Source organism: Paenibacillus zanthoxyli JH29 (genome assembly GCF_000520715.1).
Lineage (GTDB): Bacteria > Bacillota > Bacilli > Paenibacillales > Paenibacillaceae > Paenibacillus_AQ > Paenibacillus_AQ zanthoxyli.
This window is the reverse complement of record NZ_ASSD01000079.1, coordinates 1-26,168: the sequence shown is the minus strand read 5'-3', so window position 1 is coordinate 26,168 and position 26,168 is coordinate 1. Positions and strand designations below refer to the sequence as shown.

General features: G+C 49.8%; 18 protein-coding genes and 4 pseudogenes. 7 read left to right on the top strand and 15 right to left on the bottom strand.

What is annotated here, in order from left to right; all coding sequences use genetic code 11:
• Window positions 1–472: 472 nt before the first annotated feature.
• Both L691_RS0103105 and L691_RS0103100 read right to left on the bottom strand, forming a co-directional pair.
• Window positions 473–706, bottom strand: coding sequence for a ferredoxin (locus L691_RS0103105; protein WP_025688718.1), 234 nt, complete (start codon window positions 704–706; stop codon window positions 473–475).
• 176 nt (window positions 707–882) lie between these two features.
• Window positions 883–1,677 carry an SDR family NAD(P)-dependent oxidoreductase gene (locus tag L691_RS0103100; protein WP_025688716.1) on the bottom strand — a complete coding sequence of 265 codons (795 nt, stop codon included), beginning with the start codon at window positions 1,675–1,677 and terminating at the stop codon, window positions 883–885.
• Window positions 1,678–1,811: 134 nt separating this feature from the next.
• Here L691_RS0103100 and L691_RS33295 point away from each other — a divergent pair, with 134 nt between their 5' ends.
• From L691_RS33295 to L691_RS0103080, 4 genes are all read left to right on the top strand, one after another.
• Window positions 1,812–3,017: an ABC transporter transmembrane domain-containing protein gene (locus L691_RS33295; RefSeq protein WP_025688715.1), complete on the top strand. Its 1,206-nt coding sequence runs from the start codon at window positions 1,812–1,814 to the stop codon at window positions 3,015–3,017.
• On the top strand, window positions 2,962–3,627 hold the full coding sequence (locus tag L691_RS0103090; protein WP_025688714.1) for an ABC transporter ATP-binding protein: 666 nt from the start codon (window positions 2,962–2,964) through the stop codon (window positions 3,625–3,627). The genes L691_RS33295 and L691_RS0103090 overlap by 56 nt, the downstream gene beginning before the upstream one ends.
• On the top strand, window positions 3,624–3,986 hold the full coding sequence (locus L691_RS0103085; protein WP_025688713.1) for an ABC transporter ATP-binding protein: 363 nt from the start codon (window positions 3,624–3,626) through the stop codon (window positions 3,984–3,986). The genes L691_RS0103090 and L691_RS0103085 overlap by 4 nt, the downstream gene beginning before the upstream one ends.
• A 120-nt stretch (window positions 3,987–4,106) precedes the next feature.
• Window positions 4,107–5,348, top strand: a complete 1,242-nt coding sequence (locus L691_RS0103080; protein WP_025688711.1) for an ABC transporter ATP-binding protein — start codon at window positions 4,107–4,109, stop codon at window positions 5,346–5,348.
• A gap of 161 nt (window positions 5,349–5,509) precedes the next feature.
• Here L691_RS0103080 and L691_RS0103075 read toward each other — a convergent pair whose 3' ends face one another.
• The 3 genes and pseudogenes from L691_RS0103075 to L691_RS34160 all read right to left on the bottom strand — a co-directional run.
• Window positions 5,510–6,946: a DUF6179 domain-containing protein gene (locus L691_RS0103075; protein ID WP_025688710.1), complete on the bottom strand. Its 1,437-nt coding sequence runs from the start codon at window positions 6,944–6,946 to the stop codon at window positions 5,510–5,512.
• On the bottom strand, window positions 6,928–7,422 hold the full coding sequence (locus L691_RS27675) for a DUF6323 family protein (protein ID WP_036734990.1): 495 nt from the start codon (window positions 7,420–7,422) through the stop codon (window positions 6,928–6,930). The genes L691_RS0103075 and L691_RS27675 overlap by 19 nt, the downstream gene beginning before the upstream one ends.
• A 332-nt stretch (window positions 7,423–7,754) precedes the next feature.
• Window positions 7,755–7,877 (bottom strand): annotated as a pseudogene (locus L691_RS34160) (branched-chain amino acid transporter AzlC); the annotation flags it as partial.
• A 279-nt stretch (window positions 7,878–8,156) separates the two neighbouring features.
• Here L691_RS34160 and L691_RS34155 point away from each other — a divergent pair.
• The gene (locus L691_RS34155) at window positions 8,157–8,333 is read left to right on the top strand and encodes a helix-turn-helix domain-containing protein (protein ID WP_084653784.1); all 177 of its coding nucleotides are present in this window, start codon (window positions 8,157–8,159) and stop codon (window positions 8,331–8,333) included.
• Window positions 8,334–8,363: 30 nt separating this feature from the next.
• Complete coding sequence (locus L691_RS0103065) at window positions 8,364–9,035, top strand: LysR substrate-binding domain-containing protein (RefSeq protein ID WP_025688708.1); 672 nt, start codon at window positions 8,364–8,366, stop codon at window positions 9,033–9,035.
• A gap of 718 nt (window positions 9,036–9,753) precedes the next feature.
• Here L691_RS0103065 and L691_RS0103060 read toward each other — a convergent pair.
• The 8 genes and pseudogenes from L691_RS0103060 to L691_RS0103030 form a co-directional block, all read right to left on the bottom strand.
• Window positions 9,754–10,170: a RidA family protein gene (locus tag L691_RS0103060; protein ID WP_025688707.1), complete on the bottom strand. Its 417-nt coding sequence runs from the start codon at window positions 10,168–10,170 to the stop codon at window positions 9,754–9,756.
• 121 nt (window positions 10,171–10,291) lie between these two features.
• A complete protein-coding gene (locus L691_RS0103055; protein WP_025688705.1) occupies window positions 10,292–11,503 on the bottom strand; it encodes an MFS transporter in 1,212 nt (403 codons plus the stop codon).
• The gene (locus tag L691_RS0103050; RefSeq protein WP_025688703.1) at window positions 11,500–12,384 is read right to left on the bottom strand and encodes an alpha/beta hydrolase; all 885 of its coding nucleotides are present in this window, start codon (window positions 12,382–12,384) and stop codon (window positions 11,500–11,502) included. Before L691_RS0103050 ends, L691_RS0103055 begins: the two co-directional genes overlap by 4 nt.
• A 38-nt stretch (window positions 12,385–12,422) precedes the next feature.
• A complete protein-coding gene (locus L691_RS0103045) occupies window positions 12,423–18,644 on the bottom strand; it encodes a non-ribosomal peptide synthetase (RefSeq protein WP_025688702.1) in 6,222 nt (2,073 codons plus the stop codon).
• A gap of 65 nt (window positions 18,645–18,709) precedes the next feature.
• On the bottom strand, window positions 18,710–20,506 hold the full coding sequence (locus L691_RS0103040; protein ID WP_025688700.1) for a non-ribosomal peptide synthetase: 1,797 nt from the start codon (window positions 20,504–20,506) through the stop codon (window positions 18,710–18,712).
• Between the two features lie 100 nt (window positions 20,507–20,606).
• Window positions 20,607–20,911 (bottom strand): annotated as a pseudogene (locus tag L691_RS34485) (transposase); the annotation flags it as partial.
• 112 nt (window positions 20,912–21,023) lie between these two features.
• Complete coding sequence (locus tag L691_RS27670; protein WP_084653783.1) at window positions 21,024–23,117, bottom strand: S-layer homology domain-containing protein; 2,094 nt, start codon at window positions 23,115–23,117, stop codon at window positions 21,024–21,026.
• Between the two features lie 417 nt (window positions 23,118–23,534).
• Entirely contained in the window at window positions 23,535–24,128 is a 594-nt protein-coding gene (locus L691_RS0103030; protein ID WP_025688698.1) for a YdeI/OmpD-associated family protein, read from the bottom strand.
• Between the two features lie 277 nt (window positions 24,129–24,405).
• Here L691_RS0103030 and L691_RS0103025 point away from each other — a divergent pair, with 277 nt between their 5' ends.
• Window positions 24,406–24,777 carry an iron chaperone gene (locus tag L691_RS0103025; protein ID WP_025688696.1) on the top strand — a complete coding sequence of 124 codons (372 nt, stop codon included), beginning with the start codon at window positions 24,406–24,408 and terminating at the stop codon, window positions 24,775–24,777.
• Between the two features lie 513 nt (window positions 24,778–25,290).
• Here L691_RS0103025 and L691_RS31005 read toward each other — a convergent pair.
• Window positions 25,291–25,494, bottom strand: a pseudogene (locus tag L691_RS31005) (ACP S-malonyltransferase); the annotation flags it as partial.
• Between the two features lie 369 nt (window positions 25,495–25,863).
• A pseudogene (locus L691_RS32445) lies at window positions 25,864–26,168 on the bottom strand (adenosylcobalamin-dependent ribonucleoside-diphosphate reductase); the annotation flags it as partial.

The window sequence follows — 26,168 nt, the reverse complement described above, 5'->3', positions numbered from 1 at the left end:
GTTGAAAACTTCAACCGCTAATTTTTAGATTGAGCCTGATTTAACCTCATGCAAACAATGGACCAGCTTCTCTGGAAAAAAATTATTAAACCAACTGAGATAGTAGTGAGTACTCAAACTTAATTACCTCCATATGTATTATTTACATTCATCCATTCTTAACGAAAACATATTATACACGCTAGAAAGATGAACGGTTCTTCAGCCATTTCGCTTGCATCTCTTGTACACTTTTCATAAATTTAACTCTACATTACCATAACCTGGAATTTAAGTATGTGAAATATGTTTCCACGTTAAACTGCCAGTTAGCTTAATGAAGCATTGTCAGTTTAACACTTTATTTTTCAGTCTAGAACTTTATTTTCTTTTGACAGCTGATGCGATAAATGAAAGCCCTCACACCCGCCATAAAAAAACGGATGCCGTCTTTGTGAGACAGCATCCGTTTTTAGCTCTGAATTTTTATACCTTATGCAAAAGCTTTGGCCGATGTCTTGATACAGCTCGTCGGACAGCTGTCGACGGCATCCTGCAGATCTTCCTCTAAATCAGCCGCAATCAGCGTCACACCGCGGTTGTTGTCCCCTTCGTAAGTGACTTCCGCCAAACCGTCATCGTCGAAATCAAAAATATCCGGAGCCGAAGCACCACAGCTTCCGCAAGCAATACAAGAATCTTTTTTAACCAATACATATTTTCCCACAAATCCCACTCCTCTATAATATATGATTAGTCATATTATAAAAGTGGAATTTCTAATAGGGATGTGACTTTGTTTATAGTTATTATAAAAAGTTTAAAAATTACTAGATAGTACACCTAATTCTGCACATTGAAGTCACTTTATTTGACATCTAGTTCGATTTCAGGTATATGGAATTAGAAAACACTTCTCACCAATCCCCCGTCAATCCGCAATGCCGCACCGTTAATTGCCGAGGATAAGGGACTGCTTAGGAAGGTGACGAAATTAGCGATTTCTTCGGGTCTGATCAGGCGCTCTATAATGGAGGTCGGCCGATTTTCCTTCATAAATTTGACTTCCGCTTCCTCTATGCTAAGACCTTCATTGGGGTATAAGGAATTGAGCATCGTCTCCACCCCTTCGGTAAGCGTCGAACCCGGCATAATAGTATTGACAGTAACGCGGGTACCTGTGGTCAGTTCGGCCAGGCTCCGGGAGAGCGAGAGCTGCATCGTTTTGGTGGCGCTATAATGCGCCATTTCCTGAGAAGGCATAATGGCGGCTTCGCTGGCGATAAAGATGACTCTTCCTTCATCTTTTTGCAGCATTTGCTGTAGATAGTGCCGTGTCAGCCGGACTCCGCTCATAATATTCACTTCAAAAAACTTAAACCATTCTTCGTCCGGAATCTCGAAATACTCCGCAGGCTTAAAAATCCCCAAGTTGTTGACGAGGATATCAATGTCAAATCCCCGATTAATCAGTTCTTGACAGCCGCTTTCCGTCCCCAGATCAGCAGCGGCGGGCTGAGGATTTGCATTAGGATACAATTCCTTTATTTCTTGCACAACTTTGGACACCTTATCCGCATTGCGTCCGTTGATCAGTACAGATACGCCTTCCTTGGACAATGCCTCGGCAATCGCTCTGCCGATTCCTTCCGTAGAACCGGTGACAAGCGCTGTTTTTCCTTTTAAATGAAGTTCCATTATTAATCTCCCTCCTCCACAACAGAATAACCTATCCATCCAGTTAAATCCAGAAAGCCTAATTTCAAATCAACATTTTTATGGCTTGACTTTCCACTCATATGGAAGGTTTATAATTCGAGGAGTGTTGATGCTTGAGTCAAGTTTCTGAAGCTGTGACCGTAAATCAGGCCGATCATCTGCAGGAGCGCCGTTTCAAGCTCTATCTGTGGGTCGTATCCTATCTTCGGCCTTACGCAGGCCAACTTATGGTGATCGTTCTATGCGGACTGATTGCCGCTGCGGGAGAGCTGGTGATCCCCAAGATGATCGAGTATTTGGTCGACAGCATCATTCCGGCCAAGAATAAAAGCGCTTTTACAGGGATGCTTCTCCTCCTAATTGGAATCGTGGCGCTCTCCGTCTGCGCTTCCCTGCTCCGCAATCTGCTTCAGAGAGCGGTCGGAAGCAAAGCCGCGCGCGACCTGCAGTTCTCCGTGCTTCAGAAGCTGCGGAAACTTGGCTTTTCCTACTATGAGCAGCGTCCTGTAGGCGAAACACTCTCTTTGATGAACAATCAGGTGCACGTGGTGCAGGAGCTGTACACCAGCTTTTTTCCAGATATGCTGGAGCTTGCCCTCTTCGTTATTCTCGCTGTTTCCGTCATGGTATCAGGCAGTCTGAAACTGACCTTGGTTGCCGTCCCCTTCTTCCTAATCTACTATGCTGTAGGGCCGAGCCTTGATCGAAAGACCGCTGAGTGGAATGAACGGATGAATGAACAGCGGATGGACTATAACCGCAAAATCCATGAATCGGTGTCAGGCATCCGCGATTTTCGGGCTTTTTCCGCAGAGGATTGGGATTTGCAGCGAGGGCTCCGGCTGTATCAGACCGTCACGGACACCACCTTGAAATGGGTGTTCTTCATACATACCCGCTGGAGCATCCGAAGGGTGTTCTTCGACGCCGGAGCGGTCGCACTGTTCGTATTCGGATATTGGTTTATCCGTAATCAGACGTTAACTGTAGGCGCCTTCCTTTCCTTTTTTCCTTATTTACTCTGTCGTCATGTTCAAACTATCCAGTCTGATCGGCAATCTCGCGCAGCAAGGCATGATGCTGGAGCAGGCCCATCCGATTCGCAGGCTTATGCTGCTGAAGCCCCTTGTGGAGGAACCGGAACATCCGATTCCCACGGGAGCGATAAACGGCCGAATCACTTTCAAAGAGGTTGGTTTCCGCTACCCCAATCGCCCGCCGGTCATCAGGGACTTCACGCTGGACATCCGGCCCGGAGAGCGGTTGGCCCTTGTCGGCACCAGCGGCAACGGAAAATCGACTTTACTCAAGCTGGTTGACCGTTTCTATGATCCTCAGGAAGGCACGATCGAGCTGGATGGTGTACCCATCACCCGGCTGTCTTTTCAAGATTTAAGAAGTAGTACTGGTTATGTACTCCAGGAATCGTATCTGTTTGGCTTCTCTGTTAGAGAGAACATCCGGTTTGGACGGCCGGAGGCGTCGGACGAGGAGATTGAGCAGGCCGCGAAAGCTGCAATGGCGCATGAATTCATCCTTCAGCTTCCGCAGGGCTATGACACTTTGGTCGGCGACCGCGGCATGAAACTGTCTGGCGGACAGAAGCAAAGAATCGCGATAGCCCGCATGCTGATCTCAGATCCGAAAATCGTCCTGCTCGATGAAGCAACTTCCGCGCTGGACAACGTGTCCGAGGCAGAGGTCAAGACGGCGCTGGATCGCCTCTTTGAAGGCCGTACGATGATCGCCGTTGCACACCGGTTATCGACCATAAAGGATTTTGACCGAATTGTAGTCATGGATGAGGGGACAATCGCAGAGATCGGCACCTACGAACAATTAATTGCCCGGGAAGGCATCTTCTATAATTTGGCCCAGGGACAGGATCAGACTGCCGCAATTACCGTTGATTCGGAGGTTACGCTATGAAATATATAAAATGGATATGGAATCATCTCATGATGATCAGAAGCGGCTTTCAGTTGGCCATCGTCCTGCTCATTCTGGAAAGTTTCTTCGGCGTCGCTTCCGTCTACGTGCAAAAATACATCATCGATGATCTGTTCATGCAGCAAAAGTTCGAGCTTCTGCCCGTTCTGCTTAGTATTTACGCCGTTATTTTCATCTGTAGTGCCATCTTGTTCGTTGCCACGCCGTACGTTTGTCCGAAACGAATATATCATTACGAAGATCATGACCAAAAACATGTTCAGCCGGTTGTTCTGCTTTCCCATCTCCATTTTCCAAAAGGAGAGAGCCGCCAGGTTTGTCCAAAACCTGAACAGTGATGTGCTGGATACGGGTTCTCTGGTCAGCTACCTTACACCCACCGGGATCAGGAGTATGTTCGAAGCGCTCATCATGCTTGCCATTGTCGGTTATTCGAATATCTGGGTTATGTATGCGTCTTGGCTGTATGCTTGCTGTACATCGGAAATGCCTGTTTCTTTGCAAAAAGGATCAAGACAGCGGCAGCCGTCGTGCTGGAAAAGCGGACCGATCTGACCGTTCATCTGGAGGAAGGAATCTCCTCGACACGGGAGGTCGTTGCCTTTCACAGGACCGAATGGGAGTCAAACCGCTATCAAGCCTTGTTTAAAAAATACTTTGACGCGATTCTGCAGGAAGGACGGACCGTCAACCTTCAGATGCTGTTCAGCGAGCCCCTGCGGTGGGGAGTTTCCGTTGCGGTTGTAGCCGTAGGCGGATATCAGTTGATGGAAGGCAGACTGAGCCTCGGCACCTTCGTAGTTGTCCTGCAACTGGTGCTGCAAATTATGGAGAAAATCCATTGGCTGTTTGGTTACGTCATGATGATGATCGCGCGATTCGCTCTAATCGACCGCATCGAAGCGTTCAATGAAATACCGCAAATTGATAACGGGACGAAACCGCTCAGCGGCGAGGTTCAATCCATTCATTTCCGGAACGTCAGCTTCGCTTATGAGGATAAAAATGTACTTAACGGCCTTACCGCCATCCTGCCTGTCGGAAAGAAAATCGCATTCGTCGGAGCAAGCGGCGGCGGCAAATCGACGGTAGCCCAGCTGCTCACCCGCTTCTACAATCCAAGCGAAGGCGAAATTCTGGTGAACGGCATTCCGCTTACCGATATTCGTCGTCAGGACTGGATGAGCAGGATTGCGATCGTATTCCAGGAACCCTACTTGCTCGCCGATACGATCCGGCAGAACGTGCTGTTCGGCCGGGAAGACACAGAGGAACAGCTTATCGGCGTGCTGCAGGACGCGCAGCTTCTGGATACGATAATGAAGCTGCCGAACAAGCTGGATGAAACCATTGGGGAACGGGGCATTCAGCTCTCCGGCGGCCAGCGTCAGCGTCTAGCCTTGGCCCGAGCGATGCTGAGAGATCCCGATATTCTCATCCTGGATGAAGCCACCTCCGCCCTGGATATGGAGACGGAAAGAAAGGTGCAGCAGCTCCTGGATGACAAGCGTTCGGGACGGACGACGATCATCATTGCGCATCGGTTGTCCACGGTAATGAATGCCGACATCATTTTCGTCATGAAAGATGGGCAGGTCGTCGAGGAAGGCACACATGAGGAACTGCTGCGTGAAGGCGAGCTTTATCCGGAACTGGTTCGGACCTTCGAAAGAGAGGCCAAGGACTTGGCGAGTGCGTAAGAAGCGGGTTCTTTCATCGAGTATGGCTTCTGATCATTGCCGGGACAGTTTCATCAGCGTATTGCTCTGTTCAGCTATTGTCGAGCCTCCAATAAAAAAACAGACCTGATAGAGGGATTCCTCGTCAGGTCTGTTCGTCTATGATCTTGCAGCATTACTGATCAATAAAATTTCATTTGTTCATAGTCCATCTCATTCATATACTTCCATGCGGCTTGCATCCGCTCCCGGCTCATCCCCTGCAGGCACCGGACAAATTGCATTTGCCAATCCATCTTATACTCATTCTTAAGTAACAGTATGGACGGCAAATCCAAGGACTCACTTCGCAGCTCTTCATAGAATACGATTTTCGCTAAGATAGCCAGCTCCATATCGCCAAACGCATGGAATAGAGCATCATACTCATCCCCGTACAGACAGTCGGATTCAAGCATATCGAGGAGGTCATGGAAGGAATGAAAGCTAGATAAAATCAGCTGGACTTTATCCTCCTTCCGCTCGCAAGCCGTAATCTCATCCAGCCGTCTTCTTAACTCTACATCGCTCATTCTATCCTCTTCATTGAAGAAAATAACAATGGACTTCGCTCTCGCCCCCCGCTCTGTAATAATGACAGCCCGCAAGCTGTTTTGCTTTGCGGCATTCGCTACCCGCTGAACGAGTTCTTCCTTGCACCTGTCCATATATTCCTTCAATTGCGGATGAATCGGCAATTCTTGCTGTAGCTTTCCCATCGCACCTCCGATGACGGACCTGATTTGCGGTTCAGTAAGGCTCATGAATTGCTGTTCTAACCTTTGGTATTGACTCTCGAAAATTCGGATTTCATCGGCATCTCCCCCTGATAAAACGGAGAAAATCGCATTATTCAGCACCAGCTCATATATATTGAACAGCTCGATCCGATAGTTAAGCCTGCATTCCCTTCCGTAGTGGACCAACAAATCCAGCAGCTCCCGCTGATCGAATATCGCGCAGAACTCGGTCTCCAGCTTTAGCCGCTCCAAATACTGCTTCATATAAAAAACACCCTGAAGCCGCATATCATCCACGGCCAGCGGGTAATCGATACTCGCCATCGTATTGTGGGCATCGAAGATGATGCCGTATTTTCTGAGAAAAACAGGCAGGGACTCATCGATGGTCATGTTATAGGCATCGACCGGAACCTCCAGCTTGTTTGCCGTGATTTCCTTATATAGCTGCTTGGATTCTTCGAGGCATTGACTAACCTTTTCCACGCCTCGTTCATAGATTTGGCGAACATCAACCGTTTTTAGACAAGTGATCGCCTTCTCCGGCTCCTCTAAGCTGAACAGATACGCATCGGATGCATACATGATCGAAGCCAGGAGGCTTTCGGCGGTTTCCGTGGTGACCGAGGTGCTTTCGCCCCGGGTGTATTTCTTGATCAGCTCCTGCAGGATCTGCATGAACGTATTTTGTATACTAATCATTTCCCGGCTCTTCAGCAGCCCCGCCCGCAAGCCTTCGTTCATTAAGGAGATCGTATATTGATTTCGCTCCAGCCGGGATTTGCGAATGCCGTCCTGAACGGTCAGATCGCGCCCATTATTCAGTTTTTCAGATCCCAATCATCCTCTTCTCCTTCCAATAAAGATAACGACTCGTTCTTCTGCAATTCTCTTCGGAACTCTTCGGCATACTCTTCGAGCTTACTCTTCAACAAGCCCAGTGAGCCCTCGCAATCCTCTTCGAACATTTCCTTCATCCTGTGAATGAGCTTCATGTCGCTGATCCGGTCCTCGGTTTCATTTTTCAGATCATAAAAAACCTCATGCAGCTCATTCAGCGTATCCGCATAGTTCTCCTGCTGGATGAACGAAGAGGCCGAGAATACCTCGATGAGCACCTTGGTCACTTCGATGCTCAATTCCACCCGCCCGTAGCTGTGCAGGACCTCGTTTCTCGCCGCCATCATCAGCTCAACATCCTGCGGGGTCAGAACCAGGCCGTATTCTTTGGTCTTCTCGTTTAATTCCAGCAATTCATTCATATAATGTTCCTGCATAGATATGTTCAGGGAGTTGAAAATACGGGCTAAATACATGCCGTTATCCTCCTTTTTAATTTTTCTGAGAAAAAATTAAAAAAACTAGTTGACTTTTTACTTTATTTATGGTATAATATATTATTATTTTTGGTTAATCTATATTTTATCACGGTTTCCATTTATGTCAATTGAAGCGAACGGTAAAACCGCAATTTGTTTACATAGAAAAAGGTTGGGCAGAAGATGATTCTGACCCAACCTTTTTTGTGTTCATCCCAAATCCTATGCTGAAATGAAGCCGTTAACGAACTGGCTGCTCTTCACCAGCCCTTAATTAAAATAACAATTGAACCAATACCTTCTAAACGACCGTACCGCTCACAATTGAAAAAAAAGCATTTATCTCCCCCTTTGGGGATATCAGCTGTATAATTAATGGAGAAGGATTCATCACAAAGACCGAAGCTGAAATAAAACTTTTTTGAATCACGTTTCCCTGTACTTTTCAGTTTAAATACCTTATTTTTATATTTAGTGTAAATTTATACAGTCACCCACTTAGATTGAGCAACACGACCTCTTCTTCCCCCGAGAAAATAATTACTGCTTAACGCCAATAAAATAAAACCTACCGTCGTAACGACAATACCGGACCAATGAAAATATCTCCACAGGATTCCAGGAATCCACGCCCCGAGGCTCCCCCCCAAATAAAAGAAACACTGGTACAAGGAAGTGGCCGCACCCTTGGAGTGAGTGACAACATCCGTGATATAGGCGGTGGCTGAAGATTGGGAATCGAAGCTTTTCTTTCTATAGTAAGACACGGTAGTTTAACCGATGCCGCCAGCTCCTTACTTATATCCCAGTCCACCCTAAGTCACCGGTTGGCTCAACTGGAACAGGAAGTCGGGATGAACTTAATCGACCGTGGAAGAGGACTCCGGACATTATCGTTAACTTCCTAGCGGGCAGGAATTTTTAGTGCTGGCCAGAAGATGGGAGGCCCTTATTCAGGAGACCAGCCAGATCCGTACCCGCACCAAACATTTGACACTTTCGATCGGAGCAGCGGACAGCATTCAAACTTACGTCCTCCTGCCATTTACAAGGAACTAAGCAAATTTTCAAAACAAATAGAGATTTGCATTCGCACTCAGCAATCAACGGAACTATACCAATTGTTGGAACGCGGTGAGATCGATATTGCTTTTGCCAATTTGGAACCGCCTATGCCTAACAAGCTTGTTAAGAAGTTCCTTACGGAACAAATGATTGTAATAAGCAAAGGAACATTGCCGGTTGCAAACCACACTTTAATGGATCAGGAGTTAGATATGTCAAACCAGCTCTTTTTTGAGTGGAACCCATCCTTTCGGGCATGGTATGACAGGTGGATTGGGGACAGAAATTACCCGCCTATCCGTTTAGATGCTGCTTCACTGATCGAAACATTCATGGACCGTCCTGAAAAATGGGCGATTGTTCCGATGTCTCTGGCACGCCGGTATGAACAAACAGGTGAATTCTTTATTTATCATCTGGAATCCCCTCCGCCTGAGCGGGTTTGCTATCAGATTCAACCGCGCAGCCCCAGGTCAAGCGCTGTAGAAAGTCTGCGAATATTAGATTCGTGTATAAATGCTGTCATGGAATCAAGCAATAATTAATTATGTAAGAACCTAAAAAAACAAGCGATTCATCGAGAAAAAAGGTTTATCCATCTTCTCGAGATCGCTTGTTTTCAGGTGACTATAATTTCTCAGGCTATGATGCAACTATGATTTTTCATTTTATCTGAGATTTTCGAGATTTACATCATATTGCATATAAATTACTGTACTTGCCCAAATTCCCTTCAATAAAATGTAAAAAGAGACACGCTTGACTCTGTGCGTTAATGGATTCTTGGTATCCGTCTGCTTCGGTTCTTCAATCCAGTCTTGTGGATGGACTACATTATTATCGCTGGCAGAAAAAACAGTGTTTCATTGAGTATGCTTACCACCAAGCCCAATCCGGCGTGCCACTCCCTCAGATTGAAAAGCTCCTCAAAGTGGCATAGGGCTACTGTCGGCTTTTCACGTTTACAGATTTTTCAAGCGATTATTGGCAAGTACAGTTATAACTCCAATATTCATCTTGTCTCTTAAATCCGCAATATTATTGCCTGTTTGCATTGCGGCCGTTGTATCGGCTGTGGAGGAAGGTGTTATACATCTCTCTTCCGCAAAGCTTAACGTTAATAGGCGAAGTATCTTTAAACCTTAATTTTCAAAATTACGAAGGGTTTCTCCACTGTCCATCCTTTAAGTCAAAGCACCACCCGCTGAGCGGGTGGTGCTTTGACTTAGCTATAATTCGGAATGTCAAATCGAAATCCTTCGTCTACTGCGGGTCCAAGGCAGCTACAGCAACCGCTTCGATTTCTATTAGCAGGTCTTCCCGAATAAGCTTTCTTACTTCGACCGCCGAGCTGGCCGGAGGATTCTGCGTATTGATGTATTGGTCTCTGATTTCCCGCACAAATTTCATCTGGGAAATGTCTGTCATGAAGAAGGTTAGTTTGACCACATCCTTAAAAAATAACCCCACCGCTTCCAGAGCAAGCCGAATATTTTCAAAGACTTGCCTGGTCTGGGCAGACATATCCCCTGCTCCGACGAGTTGGCCGGACTTGTCCAAAGCCACCTGTCCCGAAATATAGATCGTTCTCGCATTTCTGACTTCCACAACATGCGAGTAGCCAAACGTCGGTGGTAATGTCTCGGGATTGGTGAAGCGGATCAATTTATTTGTTTCCATTTGAGCTTCCCCTTTCAGGCTTGTTTCTCCGCTAAAAACCGATCCCCTGTATGGTATCATATTATTCCCAATTAATCCATTTCATCTCATTTTCGCATATAGACGTCACGCCATACTCCATTCAGATGGTTTGATTTTTCTCCTCTGGGCTATGATGGATTTCTCTTGCCGATACCCGGCGCTGCCAATATTCATACAAACCGCAAGTCAGCCCAATTGAAACGAGAAGCAGACTGGCAAAGAAATAGCTTCGTGATATCCCTGCCATAGCGGTCAGCGGATGAGTGATGACGGGAGAGAAAAACTGGCCCATAAAGATGAAAAAGAACAACAGCCCGATTGCACGGCCCTTCAGTGCTTCAGGGATGAAGGAAAGCAGCCAGGCGTTTAAATTGGGAAGCATGGTGCCCAGCCCGATTCCAAGCAAGATGAGCGCGGTGATCACGACGGCGTAAGTGGACGCATACGCAAGCAGCATGTAGGCAGCCGCGTTCAACGTTAGCCCGAGGAAGGCGATCCGCTCGAAGGCAAGGTTCTTCCGGAGCCGGCGGTACTGGGAAGACGAAAGCGCCCAGCTCAGCCCGACTAAAGAGAGTAAAACACCGACTTTCATGGTGCTGGCCGAAAACGACCTCATATAGAATGGCAGATAAACCGGAACCATAAAATACGCGACCATGTTGGCGAATCCGATCAGACAGACCAATGCTGTCCGGCCCGCAGGAATCCCTGCCCTGGATTTTTCACTCGATACTTTCGGTCCTATCGGTGCCCGCTTGTCGGATAGCAGCCAAACCGCCCCGGGAAGGATCAGGAACGATATGGCGTAAATCAGGAACGGAAACCGCCAATTGAAACCGGCCAATACTCCGCTTAAAGAGACGAAAACCACGTTGCCGAATGACATGAACAAGGATTGCCTGCCCATGGCTGCTGCCAGCTTGGAGCGTTCTGTGTAATCGCCAATAAGCGCGGTCGCGGACGTTGTCAAAGCCGCCACTGAAATGCCGAGTACGAACCGGCTGGCAAGAATCAGCGGGAGCGACGACAGGAAGAAACCCGAAATGCCTGACAGCCCATAAAGCACTAGTGCCAACACAAAGACCCTTTTTCGACCCCAACGGTCGATCACGAAACCCATTAGCGGCCCGAACAGCCCTGCCGACAATGCCGGAAGCGTGAGCGAAATCAGGACCAAGTAATGACCGTTCGGGACTCCACGGAAGAAGTCGTCCATCTTCGGAAGGCTTGGGGATATCGCGGTCGTCCCGATAATCGTGATCATGCTGGCCAGCATGAGCGTCAGGTCACGAAGCGTACTTCGATGAATCACGTCGTCACCCTGTCAGGGACACTCGACACGAAGCGTATCACGAGCTCCGCCAGTTTCTCTGTCTGATCGAACTGAACCGCATGATGCGCTTCGAGCGTCTCCGTCGAGAAATCGGAAGAGGATATTTTCTCTTTAAGTATACGCTCCGCCTTGGCGTTATCTACCAGTCGATCACCTCTGCCAAAGACGGCAAATACCGGGACTGATGAGATTCCCGCAAGGGCATCGTTCGACCAATCGGCCAGCTCATACCAGACGCGTAGTGTACGCTCCGTTACCTTGTGCAGCCGGAGATCATCCTTGTGGATGAAGTCGAGCCATTCCTTACGGTCCGTGAAATCAATCGGCTGAAGCGGAACGGTAATGAACGCATGCTCTGGTTCCGGCTTGATTCCGAACTCTTTTATAACCTCGAAGATGGCTTCCATTGACAGCCTAAGGACGTCACTGTACCGTTCCGTGAAGGCAAAGCCGGGAGCAATGAGGATGAAGGAAGACAGAATCCCCTCCTTGTCTAGCTCCGAGGCAACGATTGAGGCCACTTGACCGCCAAAGCACCATCCAGCGAGATGAATCCGGGTATAGGAGCTTTGGAGCGAACGGATGAGTGAAACCACATCTTCAATTTCTCTTTCCTTGGTCACCAGATCCCCTCTGCTCTCCTTGTTCAGACCGGAACCCCTCCGGTCGACCGCGATGAACGAAATCTCCGAAGAAGAAGCGATGGCCTCGCCCAGCGGTGCCTGCCACCCCGAATGGCTGATGCCCCCGTGCAAAAGTACGATGACATCATCGCCTTCAGTTTTGCCCCAAACCCGGTAACGGCACTCGTATCCATCCGTCTGTGTATGCACTCTTATCAATCCTTGTTGGTTGCTCATCTGTTCCATCTCTCCTTTGGTTTGAAATCCCTCCATAATTAGGGCTTCGAAACTGCCAATCGCTCCGGAATAAAAGCTTGCAAATCGTCCACGAGGGCCAGCTCATCGGCAACCATATGTGCAAAAACCGCCACGTACAATTCACCTGTTCTTTCTATATAAGCCTGGGACAAGACATGCCCGTCAGCATTCAAGGTCACAACAAGTCTACCGTCCAGGTCATGTCCCATGTTGGTCAACAAGAGAAAATCGGTATGCTCGAACCACTTAACGTCTTTGAGTGCCGGTTCGCTCCCGCTTCCATATCCTTCGGTGCGAAGGTCGAAGTAGGATTTGAACTGCGTATAATTGAAAATCGTTTCAAACAGCCTGCTTGAGCCCAGGTCATCCATGATGCTATCAAGAGGGTAGCGCCGGTGAGTAAGGCGCCCCAGGTCCTTTTCGAACGTTTCGTGAATAAGACCTGCCCATGTAAGCCCGCTTAACTTCTGGCGGACGGGCAAAAAGTTGAGGAACATCCCGAGAACATCTTCCCCTTCCTCCTCCTCTGGCCTGCCATTCCCGAACACTCCGGTCAGCACGTCCGTCTCCCCGCACAGGAGACCAATGGCTGCGAGGTGCCCAGTCAGAAGAACATGCTTCAAGGGGACGCCCAGCCGATTTGCCAGGTTGCTCAACGATTGATGCAAACCGGAGTCGAAGACAACTTTTGTCTCGCTCCAACGGTTCTGGCTCCCGCTCCCGGCAGGACGGCGCAGTGAGTTGTACCGGTAACCCTTGAGTTCCAGGGTCCAGAAGGCGCGCGAGAATGCGGAAGCTTTGCTCTCCAGCTCCAGCCGGACATAATCCCTGTACTTCATGACCGGATTCTTGGGCGCAGTTGCTTCCTTGGAGGATAATGCAGCGGCATAATTTTCGATCCACTGCTTCATGAAGAGCGACAGGCTCCAGCCGTCGATCAGGGCATGGTGGAAGCTCAAGGTCAGCTTGAATTCATACTCGCCGTACCGATGAGCATGGAAACGGATCAACGGCCGGGTTAAATCGAACCCCCTGCCCTTCTCGCTTTCGAACCAATCATGGAACGTCCGATCCCGTTCATCGGCGGTCAACGCTCCAAGATCCGTTACCTCAAGCAGCAGCGGCACGGATTTGTAAACCAACTGCATGGGAACCGGATAGCCGTCCAGATCCAGTACGGTCCGGAACAGTTCGTGGTTGTCTATGATCGGTGCCAGGGAACGGAGAAGCAAGTCCTTCTTCAACGGCAATGAAAAATGATAGGAAAATACGTCTTGGTAGACCGCCTGTTCGACATCAATCTGACTTTTCTCTATCATATAAAGCTGCATGGATGTCACCGGGTAAACATCCACCACTCCTTTCGCGAAAGCAGTTTCTGGATTGGGGACCAGATCGAAAGGCCGGGTACGGGCCATTATGGACTCTTGACCCCGCCGAAGCTCCCCATATTGCGCCAGCTGCCTGACTGTCGTCTTGTCGAAGACATCCTTGATGCCGAGCTTGATGCCCAGCCGCTTGATCCGGGCTACAACCCGGATGGCCATGATGGAATCGAGGCCCAGTCTGACGAAGTCGTCGTCGAGAGCGATATTTGCGGTTCCCAAGGCTTCGGAGACGATGCCTGCAATCTGCTTTTCAAGCTCAGTAGGGGGAGCGGCGTCCTCCTTTTTCTCTAATCCCCCATGGTCAATTCCCGCATCCTTCAGCGATTCAAGGAAGTAGTCAAGGTATCGGCGGACGCAGGCAGCTTCTGCAAGTCCTGAGTCATAGTTGATGATCAGCCGCAGCCGCTTCTGGAAGGGGTCCCGATGAGCATGGACAACTACAGGAATATTCGTATGTTCGAAGTACCGAGCGGCAACGATTCCGGGAGACCGTCTGCCGTTCTGGCTGTACGCATGGAAGTCTGTATAGTTAAACGCAACATCAAACAAGGCCTTTTTTCCACTGCGCTTGAGGATCTCTACGAGCGGATACCTGCGGTGCGGCATCACCTGCTGCTCCAAGACAAAAGCATTCCTGAACAAAGTTGGCCAGTCTTCCTCCGGCAGCTTCACAGGCAGCGGTATCGTATTCAGAAACAATCCTGCGAGTCCTTCACCGCCCTGTATCTCCGGCCGACCGTTCACCACGAGACCCGAAACAACCTCTTTCGATGGAGAAAGCCGCGAGAGTGCCTTGAGGTGGATGGCCAGCAGAATACTTTTGACTGGCAGATCGTGACGAAGGGCAATCTCATCAAGCTTGTCCCCCGTTTGGGCCGGAAGTGACAGCTCGTCCGATACAAGGATACCCGGCTGGCGTTCGGCGCCATTAGCCGGTCCGCCAAAGAGCGGTGTTGCCGCAACGGCTGATACCTTAGAACCCCAGTACTCTTCATGTTCCTTGCACTGAAGCACCTGCCGCTCCAGCGCGACGTAATCCCCGTAACTGGCCTCTTCGGGTTTCAGAACCGGCTCTTTGCCATCCAGGATGTCTGCATAGGCGCTCAGAAAGTCGCTAAGGACCAGGGAGACGCTCCATCCGTCCAAGATGGAATGGTGGAAGGACAAGCCAAGATTGAATTCGTACACCGATCGTATATGGAACTGAACCCGGTATAGAGGAGCTTCCGCAAAATCGAACGGCCTCCCCTTTTCAGTTTCGCTCCAGTTTACAATCATTCGATCCTGCTCCTCGAAAGGCAGTCCGCTCAAATCGGCTACCCCGACCGGCGGCTCGACCGACCGATGGACAAGTTGGAGCGGCTCGCTGAACTGGTCGAAATTAAAAGCCGTTCGAAGCTGCGGCCGGTTGTTCGCGACAGCCCTGATGGCTGCAAATAATGCTGCACGGTCTACCGGTGCCTGGATATCGTAGGTGAAAATATCGTGATAAACTGGAGAGTCTTCATGCAGCATAGAATGGTACAGCATCCCCGATTGAAGCGACGTCACAGGCCAAGCATCCTCGATATCCGAGCTCATTTCAAGCCTGTCATCCGGATGGACCAAGCCGAAGGCTGCTGTTGGGTTAGAGCTTCTCTCCACAGATTCCTTCAGCGTCAGCTTTTGCGCAAGCTGACGGATCGTAGGATTCGCGAACATCTCGTGAACTTCTATCTTATAGCCCTCTTCACGTAGACGCGCAGCGACGCGAATGCTAAGAATGGAATCACCGCCGAGACGGAAGAAATTGGAATTCAGCCCGATATGCTCCTGACCCAGAACTTCACTCCAAATTCGGGACAGCGTCCGCTGCTCTTCTGTCGTGGGCAGTTCCAACGGATCGGTTTGATCCGGTGCCATCGCAGCCAGTGGTTCGGGGAGGCTCTTTCGGTCCAATTTGCCGTTCGCCGTTGTCAGAAGACGTTGTACATGGATGAAAGCCCTGGGGACCATGAATTCTGGCAATTGCCGGGAGACCTGCTCCCTGGCCTCTTCCGGATCGAATTCGTCCGCGGCTACATAGGCGCAGAGCATCCGGTTACCGTTCGCCTCGTGCAAAATGACGGCGGCGTCTTTGACCCCCGGGAGACTGCGTACGATGGCCTCGATCTCCCCTAGTTCAATCCGGAATCCCCGCAGTTTGACCTGGTTGTCGATACGCCCTAAATACTGGATCTGACCATCCGGAAGGAAACGGGCCAGATCGCCCGTTTTGTAGAGTCGAGCCCCGGGCTCGGCCGAGAACGGATCGGGGACGAATGCTTTAAGCGTCTGGTCATCGCGGTTATGGTAGCCTTTCGCGAGAGAGACGCCGCCGATATGCAGCTCCCCCGGAGCCCCGACCGGTTGAAGCTGCATATGCTTGTCGAGTATGTAAAGCCGGGTATTAGCTATAGGGCGCCCAATCGGCACTACGTTGCCGGGGTAATCATCGTGGCAGGACCAGTGAGAAACGTCGATTGCGGCCTCGGTCGGGCCATAGAGGTTGTGAAGCTCACAGGAGAGCGTTCTTCGAAATTTCCGGACCGACGAATAAGGCAGGGCTTCGCCGCTGCAGAACACGAGCCGCAGGGAGCCGCAAGAGTCCTCCAGCCCTTCCTCCTCCAGGAAGACATTCAGCATAGACGGGACAAAGTGAAGAACTGTGACCCCGTTTTCTTGGATGACTTGCTTCAGATAGTCCGGATCGCGGTGGCCCCCTGGCTCCGCCATCACGATGCTGGCGCCGACCATGAGCGGCCAGAAGAATTCCCAGACCGATACATCGAAGCTGAACGGCGTTTTCTGCAGAATCCGATCCCCGGGATTGAGCCAATACGTTTCCTGCATCCAGTACAGACGGTTAAAGAGCGACACGTGCCGGTTGACAACCCCCTTCGGCCGTCCTGTGGAACCCGAGGTGTAGATCATGTAAACGGAGGAGTCGGCTAGTAGCTCCCTCACCGGATTCTGATCGCCGCCTGAGGGAAGATTCAGATCCTCCATTACGATGATCTCCGCCTCCACACCTTCCAGTGAATGGCGATGATGCCGCTGAGTAAGAATGACCGGGACACCCGAATCTTCGATCATGTAGGCGATCCGGTCGGAGGGATACTCGGGATCAATGGGAACATAAGCGAGTCCGGCCTTCAGGATGGACACCAAGGCGACAACCATCTCGAATGACCGATCCATGAATACGCCAATAAATTCTCCCTTCCTGCCCGGGTCAGCCAGGAGATACTGGCTGACCCGGTTAGCCTGGCGGTTCAGTTCTTGGTAGGTTAATGTGCGGTTCTTGAACTGGACAGCAACTGCATCGGGGGTCTTGGCCGCTTGGACCTCGAAGCTGTCGATGACCGTCATGCGGGGATAATCCGCACGGGTATCGTTCCATTCCTCGAGAAGCAATTTCCGATCGCTGCCCGGAATGAAGTCGACCAAGGATACGCTGACGTTGATATCCGCAGCCAATTGCTCCAGCAGGTAAACGTAATAGCCCATCAAGCGTTCGATTGTAGACGAATCGAATAGATCGGCATTGTATTCGGCCTCGAACTCGTATTCATCGGCCGTTTCGCTGATGTACAGCACAAGGTCGTATTTGGCGCCCGTCCGCCGCAGCTGAACATTCCGGCAGGCGATTCCGCCGCCAAGATTCAGAGAAGGCTTCTTGCCGAGCGAAGTCATCATCGTCTGGAACAACGGATTGGAGCTTGGGTCCCTTTCCACACCGAGTCTTTCCAGCACCTTGGGATAGGGAGCGTCCTGGTTGTTCAACATCTCCAGAGAGCGCTGAGCCGTCCGGGCCACCAATTCCCGGAGAGTCAAGCCTTCGTCCATCGAGAATGACAGCGCCGCTGTGTTGACAAAGCATCCGATCGTCTCAATGTCATCATAGTTCCCGCGGTTGAGGACGGTCGTGCCGACTGTCACCATGTCTTGGCCGCTTATGCGGCTTAGCAGCACGGCGTACGCGGACAGCAGAGCGACGAACTCCGTCGTGCCGCTTGTTTCAGCGCATTTTTCAAAAAGCCCGGCTATCCTAGCCTTGGGTACCTCGAAAAAAAAGGTCGATCCTTTGAACGACTGGGTAGCGGGACGAAGCCGATCGACGGGCAGATTGAGCAGCTCGGAGGCTCCTCCAAGGACATTTTTCCAATATTCAATCTTCTCTTCAAAGCCCCCTTGCTCATATTCTTGGCGCAGGCGCTGTACATACTCGCTGTAAGGCACTACTGGCTCAAGGGGCGGCAAGTCCCGGGATTCGCTTAGGGCGATGTAATGCCGGCCGAGCTCTTCGATAAGGAGCTTCATGCTCCAACCGTCGGTTACGATATGGTGAATGGTGATGCCGAGCAGGCATTCATCGTCGGCGATCCTTGCAATGACGGCGCGGATTAGCGGTCCTGAAGCCAGGTCGAATGGCCGATTGTACGTCTCGAACACCGCCGCATCCGCATATCTGCGGGCTCCCTCTGCCCCCAAACTGCGGAAGTCTGCGATTTGGACGAACTCGTCTACCGCTTCGTGGACGGCTGCTCTCAATCCGGCTGTGGTTTCGGTGAAGGTCGTCCGCAGCGATTCGTGGCGCTCCACGATTCGTTGCAGCGAACGGGCCAGGAATTCTATCCGAATCGCACCCTTTAGATGAAATACCAGAGGCTCATTGAACGCAGGGCCGCTTTCCCTGCACATTCGTTCAAGAAGCCACAGGCTTTCTTGGGTATACGACAGCATCATGTCCTGATCTTGAACGTTGGACTGTCCAGACTTCAAATCTTTGCGCGCGTGCTGAAGTTCCTTGACATCTGGCGAAAGTTGCATAGTGTAGTCCTCCTAATGGTAGTCGTATCTTATTTAGCTAAAAAGATAGCCCTGCGGGAGTGGTTTTAGAGAGGGTGGGCCCGATCCCGGATCGCCCCTGCGATTTTCTCGACCGTCCGAAGCTTGAATATTTCTTCCGGCGTCACGGTTACCCTCTCTCTTTTGCATCTCGCGACCATTTTGAGCACTGCAATCGAATCCCCTCCCAATTCGAAAAAATCGTCCTGTATACCGACCGAAGAAATACCCAGCAAATCGCACCACATGCTCGCAAGCAGTCTCTCCTCATCTGTCTTCGCCTTCACTTGTACCCATCCGTTCTCCAGCATCGTGCCTTCGAGCAAGGCCAGTTTCCCCTTGTCCAATTTCTCATGCGCCGAGAGCGGGAACTTCCCGATGACCTTGAACCGGGCCGGGATCATATAATCAGGCAGATAATTGCTCAGATGAGTGCGCAGCGCGCCCAGCGTTATCTCTTCGGGCGAAGCTTCGAGATAAGCGAGCAGACGCATATTTCTGCCGTCATTCGTCCGTTCCGGGACGACCGCCGCATTTCTGACCTGGGGCAGCCGCCGCAGGCACGCCTCGATCTCCCCGAGCTCGATGCGGAATCCGTTTATCTTGACCTGCTCGTCGGTCCGGCCGCAGTATTCCAGGATGCCTCCTTGATGCTGCCGGACGAGATCACCGGTCCGGTAAAGAACCCGCCACGGGGATTGCGGGTCCGGATTGGCGACAAACCTCTTGGCGTTCTCTTCAGGATTGCCGATATAGCCTGGCGAAAGAGCGGCGCCACCGATATAGAGCTCTCCGGTTTCGCCCATAGCAGCCGGGCCTCCATACTCATCCAGCACATAGAGCTGCATGTTATCTATTGGGGTGCCAATCGGAACCACGCTGCCAGAATCGCCCGGCATGCAGGTCCAGGACGTAACGAGAATCGAGGCCTCAGTCGGGCCGTAAAGGTTGTGAAGCGGGATGGAGAGCTTGGAGAAGAAATGATCCCGCAATTCTGCCGAAAGCCTCTCCCCGCCACTAAAAATATGTTTAAGTGACCTGCATTCCGTAAGAAGAGGTTCATCCAGTACATGCCACAGCATGGAAGGGACCAAAAGTACAGTCGTCACCTTCTCGCGGAGGAAAATATCAACCAGGTAGGACGGATTTCGGTATCCGTCGGGCTTCGCGATGATAAGCGTCCCTCCGAGAACCAGGGGCAGGAAGATCTCCCACACCGACGCATCGAACGTATATGCGGCTTTATGCAGGACGCGGACTTCGGAGCCCATTCCGTACCTCTCTGCCATCCAGTCGAAAAGATTTAAAATTCCGCTATGCCTAATCCTGACGCCTTTAGGCTCGCCTGTCGTCCCGGATGTATAAATGACATACATGAGGTCATCAGACGCCGTTTCGATGCATGGAGGGGAATCCGGCTTGTCCGCCAGCATGTCTGGTGCATCCATAAGAAGGCTCGGCAGCTCTTCCGAATCCGCTCCGTGTGCGAAAGCGGTTTGGGTAATAAGGACCTTGGCCCGCGTCTCTTGGAGAATACGTTTTCTGCGAGAATCGGGTGAATGAATGTCGATAGGGACATAAACCGCACCGGCCTTCAAGATTCCCAGCAGAGCGGGAATCAAGTCTAAGCCACGTTCCATCTGGACGGCCACCATATCGCCTTTGGCGATACCCATCCCGATCAGGGTATTGGCTACCTGATTGGATCGTCTTTCAAGCTGACCGTAGTTCAGGAATTGTCCCTCGAAGACGACGGCTTCAGCTTCGGGGAACTCTTCAGCCTTCCTGGATATCCGCCCATGCACGCTCTGCAGGGCGCTTTCCTTTGCCGCTTGCTCAACCAAGACTAAGACCCTCCATCCTACCTAATGTGGGTAATATTGTTTTATATAACATCTTTTTGTATTATACCATAATTCAATATTTTTGGGGGTACTATCCAATAGATTTTTCACGGTTAATTTTGCGGAAGCAGGGACGCTGGCGTCGGCCAGCCACATGAACGGAATAGTTTCCCTCGCTGCCTTGGTGATTTGACGGGAAGAGTAAATGAGCTGAGTGTATGCGTAGAGAGTGACTTTTTTGGCGAGCATCTTGGGGTGGCAGCTGTATCGTCCCGCCCGGGTAGGCTGAAGCAAAAAGCTTATCGCCTAAGCGTTCAACGCTTCGTTGACGATGCGAGCGAGATAATGTTGAGGACCCGCTGAGGGGAATTCAGAAATTTGAAGGTTGGGCAGGGACGGGAGCAACGTCCGACCCCGGAACGCCGGGCAGGACACCGACTGCACTTTTTGTACATACGAAAGAGACGTCCCTAGCCATTGATGGCTTATGGGACGCCCCGTTTGTGAAAAACTGCTATTATTGCGCTCGCTGCAGCAGCCCCAGAATGACGGTTACAGCTTCCGCTCTTGTGACACTTTGATTTGGAGCAAACCGGTTCTGACCGATTCCGTTCACAAGCCCCGCATCCTTAATCGCTGCGATATAAGGAACGGCCCATTTCGGAGCATCTTTGGCGTCCGCAAAAGACAGCACCGCTTTAGGATTCACTTGGACCCCGCCAGCACGGACAATCAACGCCGCCATTTCGGCTCTTGTGATGACCTGTTCGGGACGGAAGGTGTTATCGTTATAGCCGGCAATAATACCCGCATCCAAAGCTTGCGCGACAAAGGATTGCGACCAAGCCGGAATTTTGCCCGCATCTTTGAAGCCTAGTGACTTCCCGGCATCCGGATGTTTCACAGCACGCATCAGGAGAGTAATAAATTCCGCCCGGTTGACCGTTTGGTTCGGACGGAAGGTCCCGTCCGCATACCCTTTGGCAAATCCAATCTCTACGGCCTTGTTGATTGCAAATGCTGCCCAGTGCCCGTCAATATCCTTCAGCTTTGTTGCCGGGGCAGTTGGCGCTGGTACTGGCGCTGTTGGTACCGCAGGTGCCGTTGGCGCAGTTGGCGGCGTAGCTGGCACCGTCGGCTTCGTTCCTCCACCTCCAGTATTGCTAGGAGTGTCACCGCTATTACCGGTGCTGGAGATTTTTTGAATACCGAACTGGTCAACCAGATACGGAGCTGCTTTGTCCACATTCTGATCAATTTCATACGTGTATGCCGTCAGCTTGCCGCCGTCAATCGTGATGCCGACGAAGTTCTGGACCTGGCTGCGTTTTGGACGGGTGGCGTCGCTTGGGTCCGGGCCGTATTTCGCCGCATGGTTTTCTTCCGCACGCTCGAACAGATCGTAATACTTGTCTCCAAGCTCTGGTTTCTGGTTCTTGTAATAGACCTTAGGCCCCGCTGTCGCCGGGATCAGATAAATCGTCCCGTCCGGGTTGACCGTGTATTCCACGGATTTGCCGTTCTGCGATTCGATGAATTTCGCGGTCGCAGCGGCGGTGTTATCGCTCTTGATCGGCTTCGTGCGGGCGTAAATATGGTCATGTCCCTGAAGGACAAAATCAATATCCAGCTCGGCCATCAATGGGGCAATTTTGTTGCGGACTCCGTTTGGTCCCATGATGTCGCTGTCGGTCGCATGGTTCGATGTCGTATACGGCCCCTTGTGAATGTTCACAATAATCCACTGGGCGCCTGCCGCCTTGGCCGCTGTCACATCACTTTTCAGCCACTCTACCTGGGCCTTGGAGAAATCCGCATACTCCTCCGAGTTCTCATTCGTGTTCAGCACCACAAAATGCGCGTTGCTGTAATCGTAGGAGTAATACGCTCCGGTCTCCGTAGCCGAGCTTGCGGCCGGTTTGATGTCAAAATGCTCGATGAACGCATTGTTCTCATCTTCATGGTTGCCCGCAGCCGGTACAATCGTTGTGTTCAGCAAGCTTTGCTGGGAGTGGCCCAGCAGCCAGTTCCACTGCTCTTCCTTGATTCCGTTATCGACAATGTCGCCGTTATGGACCACAAAGTCGGCATTCGGAACCGTCGCCAGCGCTTTGGACAGCGTTTCGGAGGAAAGGATCGCTTCGTCCTCGGTCTTCGCCTGCGTATCGGCCAGGTCGATGAACGTGAAGGCTCCGCCTGCAGGCGCCGTCTTGAACGTTCCCGGCTCACTCCACACATTCAGCGCGGCATCTCCCACGCGGAAATAATAAGCGGTGTCTGCCTTGAGGCCGGTTGCTTCGGCTTTGTGCATATTTTCCAGAGGAGAGTTTGTAGATACCTGGGTTATTCCCTTGAATGTGAGGCCGGTGTCAAACTCCGCTTTTCCATAGGTCGCTTCAATAACCTGTACAGTGCTGTCTTGAGAAGCACTCGGCGTGTACCACGTGAATCCCTTGGACGTTTTGGGGTCGCCATTGAACGTTACCGTTACCTTGCTGACGGATACCGCAGCATCCGAAGACTCTGCCCATACAGGTCCTGCCGCATTCAAAGACCCCACTGTCAACAGAAATGCCAGCAGCATAGCTGTTATGTACTTTAATAATCTCATCCTAATCTCCTTCTATCATCTTTTTTTCGTCACCAGGGACAATAGGAAAAGTTTAGCAATGGAGCGTAAATAGAATGTTAGATCGTTGTGTGGATTGTGTAAATCTTGATAAATGCGTATTTTAACATAAAAAAGATTGTAAATGCTGTCATGGGGTCAAGCAGTCGTTAATTATGTAAGAACCTATACAAAACAAGCGATCCATCGAGAATTAAAGGTTTATCCTTCTTCCCGGGATCGCTTGTTTTCACGGCTTGGCCCCTTTAATCTGGAGTCATATTGATCAAGGACCTCGTAGGCATTTTGGAGGCAGATATTAGAGGATGTCTCGCTTGAACCTGATTTTAACCCAGAAACAAATCTTGGCTGACCGGGCATAAGACACCAACCGTATCTTGCTTAGGTTTGCATACACACCTAATCATTTAATCCCTTTCCATCCAGAATTTGCTGCATCCATTTTTCAATCCTTGACACTCTAGTCTTGGACTGTTTGGGTTCAGAAAAATAAAGAATGTATGCTCTTTGCCGTCCGGGCGTCAATGCTTCAAAAGCCGTCTTCAAGGCAGGGATTTCATCGAATTTATTTTGAAATTCTTCAGGAATGTTGAATTCTGTATTCTTTTTAAAATTCACTTCCAATCCGGCTTTTTCAACTTCAATGGCTTCATAAATATAGGCCTTCAAGATGGTTTCCATTTCAACTATTTCTTGAACATTGGTAAACCGAATTTGGCGCGCCGCCTGTACATTCTCCGTTTGCTGGATTAGAATCCCATGGGTATCCTTTAACAAGGCACCTTTGTGAAACAGAAGCGCACAATATTCTTTAAAGCCATGGATTAAAACGATGTTTTTTTTCTCAAACGTGTAACAGGGATGCATCCACTTAAAATCTTCGGTCAGCTCACAGTCAAGAACGATATTTCTTAACTTCTCAAATTCTTCCTTCCACTTTTTAGCTTTACTTAAAAATTCATCAACCTTAGGATTCATTCTACTATTTGTCATCAAGGAACACCCCTCTTCATCGCTTGTTTCATATCTGCGTCCATAGGTTCAATTGTACTGCTTTTTTATGGATTGTACAGTTTGCGTATAGACTCTCGTCGAAAGGTTTATTTTCCAGTCTACCCTGAAATAACTTGTTTCATCACATTGTATATTTGTACACCAGTGTAATGCTTTATAAATTGACTATCCAGGTTGTTTAAAATATATATAATTGGAAATAGGGGTTTGAGGAACTTCTCTGAAGGACATAATTTTTATTTTAGGAGGGAACAACATGGAAGTTTTTGCAGAATATTTAGCGCATATTAATAACCCGCAGCATCGGGCCCGAACGGAAGAAATTTTGGCTTGGGTAACTAAGAAATTTCCAAATTTAATGCCAAAAATTGCGTGGAATCAGCCTATGTTTACCGATCACGGCACATTTATCATTGGCTTTAGCGTATCCAAGCATCATTTGGCTGTAGCCCCTGAAACGTCAGGGATTAATCACTTTTCTGATGAAATTGTACAGGCTGGCTATGATCACACTAAGCAGTTGGTACGTATCCGGTGGGATAGTCCGGTTGATTTCTCATTACTTGAGAAAATAATCGGGTTTAATATTTTGGATAAGGCAGACTGCTCAACTTTTTGGCGGAAATAAAAAATAGGATAACCCTTAGAGGCTAGAAATGGTTATTTATCTTTCCCCCTTTTCCTCCCTGCCCTGAACCAACTGAATATCATAAGCAAAGTCATTCCCGTTGCTGCGCTTTTACTAAGGTTCGACTCCAGCCTTTGCTTCACATCCTTCTCGACCAATTGTTCAATGATATGAAGGTCGGTGGAGCTTTTGAGAGCAAGCCCCGACGTATTTTCGTACAGATCAGTTTTCATCCAAATATTAATTTGAAATTAACCGCAGGAAAACGAAGAGGAAAAATATAACATAATTAAGAAAGCATTCATCAAAAGAGTCGGCGATGATGCAGACAAAACGATTTGTTATTTATCCTCGAATCCGTGTCTTACAGTGCTGAGGGTGTGTCGGCAAAAAGCGATGCCCTACTCAAAGTAGAAGTTCCTGTCCCCATGATAACAAAACAAGCGATCCATCGAGAATAATGGTTTATCCTTCTTCCCAAGACCGCTTGTTTTCAGGTGACCATAATTTTGCTACCTGATAAGGTGAATTCACATTTGCAATATCAATCGAATATAAGCCATTTTGTTCTAACACCTCTACAATGTTCTCTTCAGTTATTCCAAGAACCACCGCCATGCCGCCTCCAGTAGCAAGGCTCATCAGTTCTCCTCTTTTTTTGACCAATTTTAATCCAGTCTCAAAATCAAAGGCTCCGGCTGCAAATAAGCATAGGTATGGTCAATCGCCTGGAAATAGGGTAAACTGCTTCTTGTAACCCACTCGGCGGTCCTTCCTTTTTGTGTGAGAACTTAAGGATACTAGACCATTGCCTGATTGGGTTATTTTTCTATGTTATAATTTTTCGACAAGAACTTTTGACTGACCAGTATCAATACTCTCCGAAATATTTGTAATTCACTCAAAAGGCGACAAAGTTCATGAAAGAATCTACAGGTAAAACGGGATGCAGCAAGCTGTTAACTTTACGGATTTTAACGTTATTAGGGTGATTTATTAAAAAAAAGCCTGTATCCGGCAGTTATGCCGCTACAGGCTTAAAAATTTTCATCTGCTAAGAAGTTCAAGTCCTCATGTTTATAAAGCTTACCCGCACCGGCTGTACCCGCAGTTCCCGCAGGTCTTGCAGCCCTCGATGTTGATCAGCGAGGCGGTGCCGCAGGATGGGCAGAGGTCGCGGGAAGCCGATGACGAGTGGCTGTGCCCGTGTCCGCCGTGGCCGTGGTCGGACTCAGCGGCCGAGGCCGCCGGAGCGTCGCCAGCCTTCAGCTCGGCGTTCAACGCGCTCTCGAAATCCTCAAGCGCAAGCGTTGCCGCGATCGGCGCGGGAGCGTGGTCCTCATGTGCGCTTTGCTGCACATGGGTTTCCAGCGCCTTCGCCACCGCGTCGG

What these genes read in the sequence shown, in the direction of transcription:
- L691_RS0103100 (WP_025688716.1), bottom strand. Translation starts at nt 1,677, where the DNA reads ATGGAACTTCATTTAAAAGGAAAAACAGCGCTTGTCACCGGTTCTACG.
- L691_RS0103045 (WP_025688702.1), bottom strand. Translation starts at nt 18,644, where the DNA reads ATGCAACTTTCGCCAGATGTCAAGGAACTTCAGCACGCGCGCAAAGAT.
- L691_RS0103030 (WP_025688698.1), bottom strand. Translation starts at nt 24,128, where the DNA reads ATGACAAATAGTAGAATGAATCCTAAGGTTGATGAATTTTTAAGTAAA.
- L691_RS0103085 (WP_025688713.1), top strand. Translation starts at nt 3,624, where the DNA reads ATGAAATATATAAAATGGATATGGAATCATCTCATGATGATCAGAAGC.
- L691_RS27670 (WP_084653783.1), bottom strand. Translation starts at nt 23,117, where the DNA reads ATGAGATTATTAAAGTACATAACAGCTATGCTGCTGGCATTTCTGTTG.
- L691_RS0103060 (WP_025688707.1), bottom strand. Translation starts at nt 10,170, where the DNA reads ATGGAAACAAATAAATTGATCCGCTTCACCAATCCCGAGACATTACCA.
- L691_RS0103025 (WP_025688696.1), top strand. Translation starts at nt 24,406, where the DNA reads ATGGAAGTTTTTGCAGAATATTTAGCGCATATTAATAACCCGCAGCAT.
- L691_RS0103065 (WP_025688708.1), top strand. Translation starts at nt 8,364, where the DNA reads ATGGGAGGCCCTTATTCAGGAGACCAGCCAGATCCGTACCCGCACCAA.
- L691_RS27675 (WP_036734990.1), bottom strand. Translation starts at nt 7,422, where the DNA reads ATGTATTTAGCCCGTATTTTCAACTCCCTGAACATATCTATGCAGGAA.
- L691_RS0103050 (WP_025688703.1), bottom strand. Translation starts at nt 12,384, where the DNA reads ATGAGCAACCAACAAGGATTGATAAGAGTGCATACACAGACGGATGGA.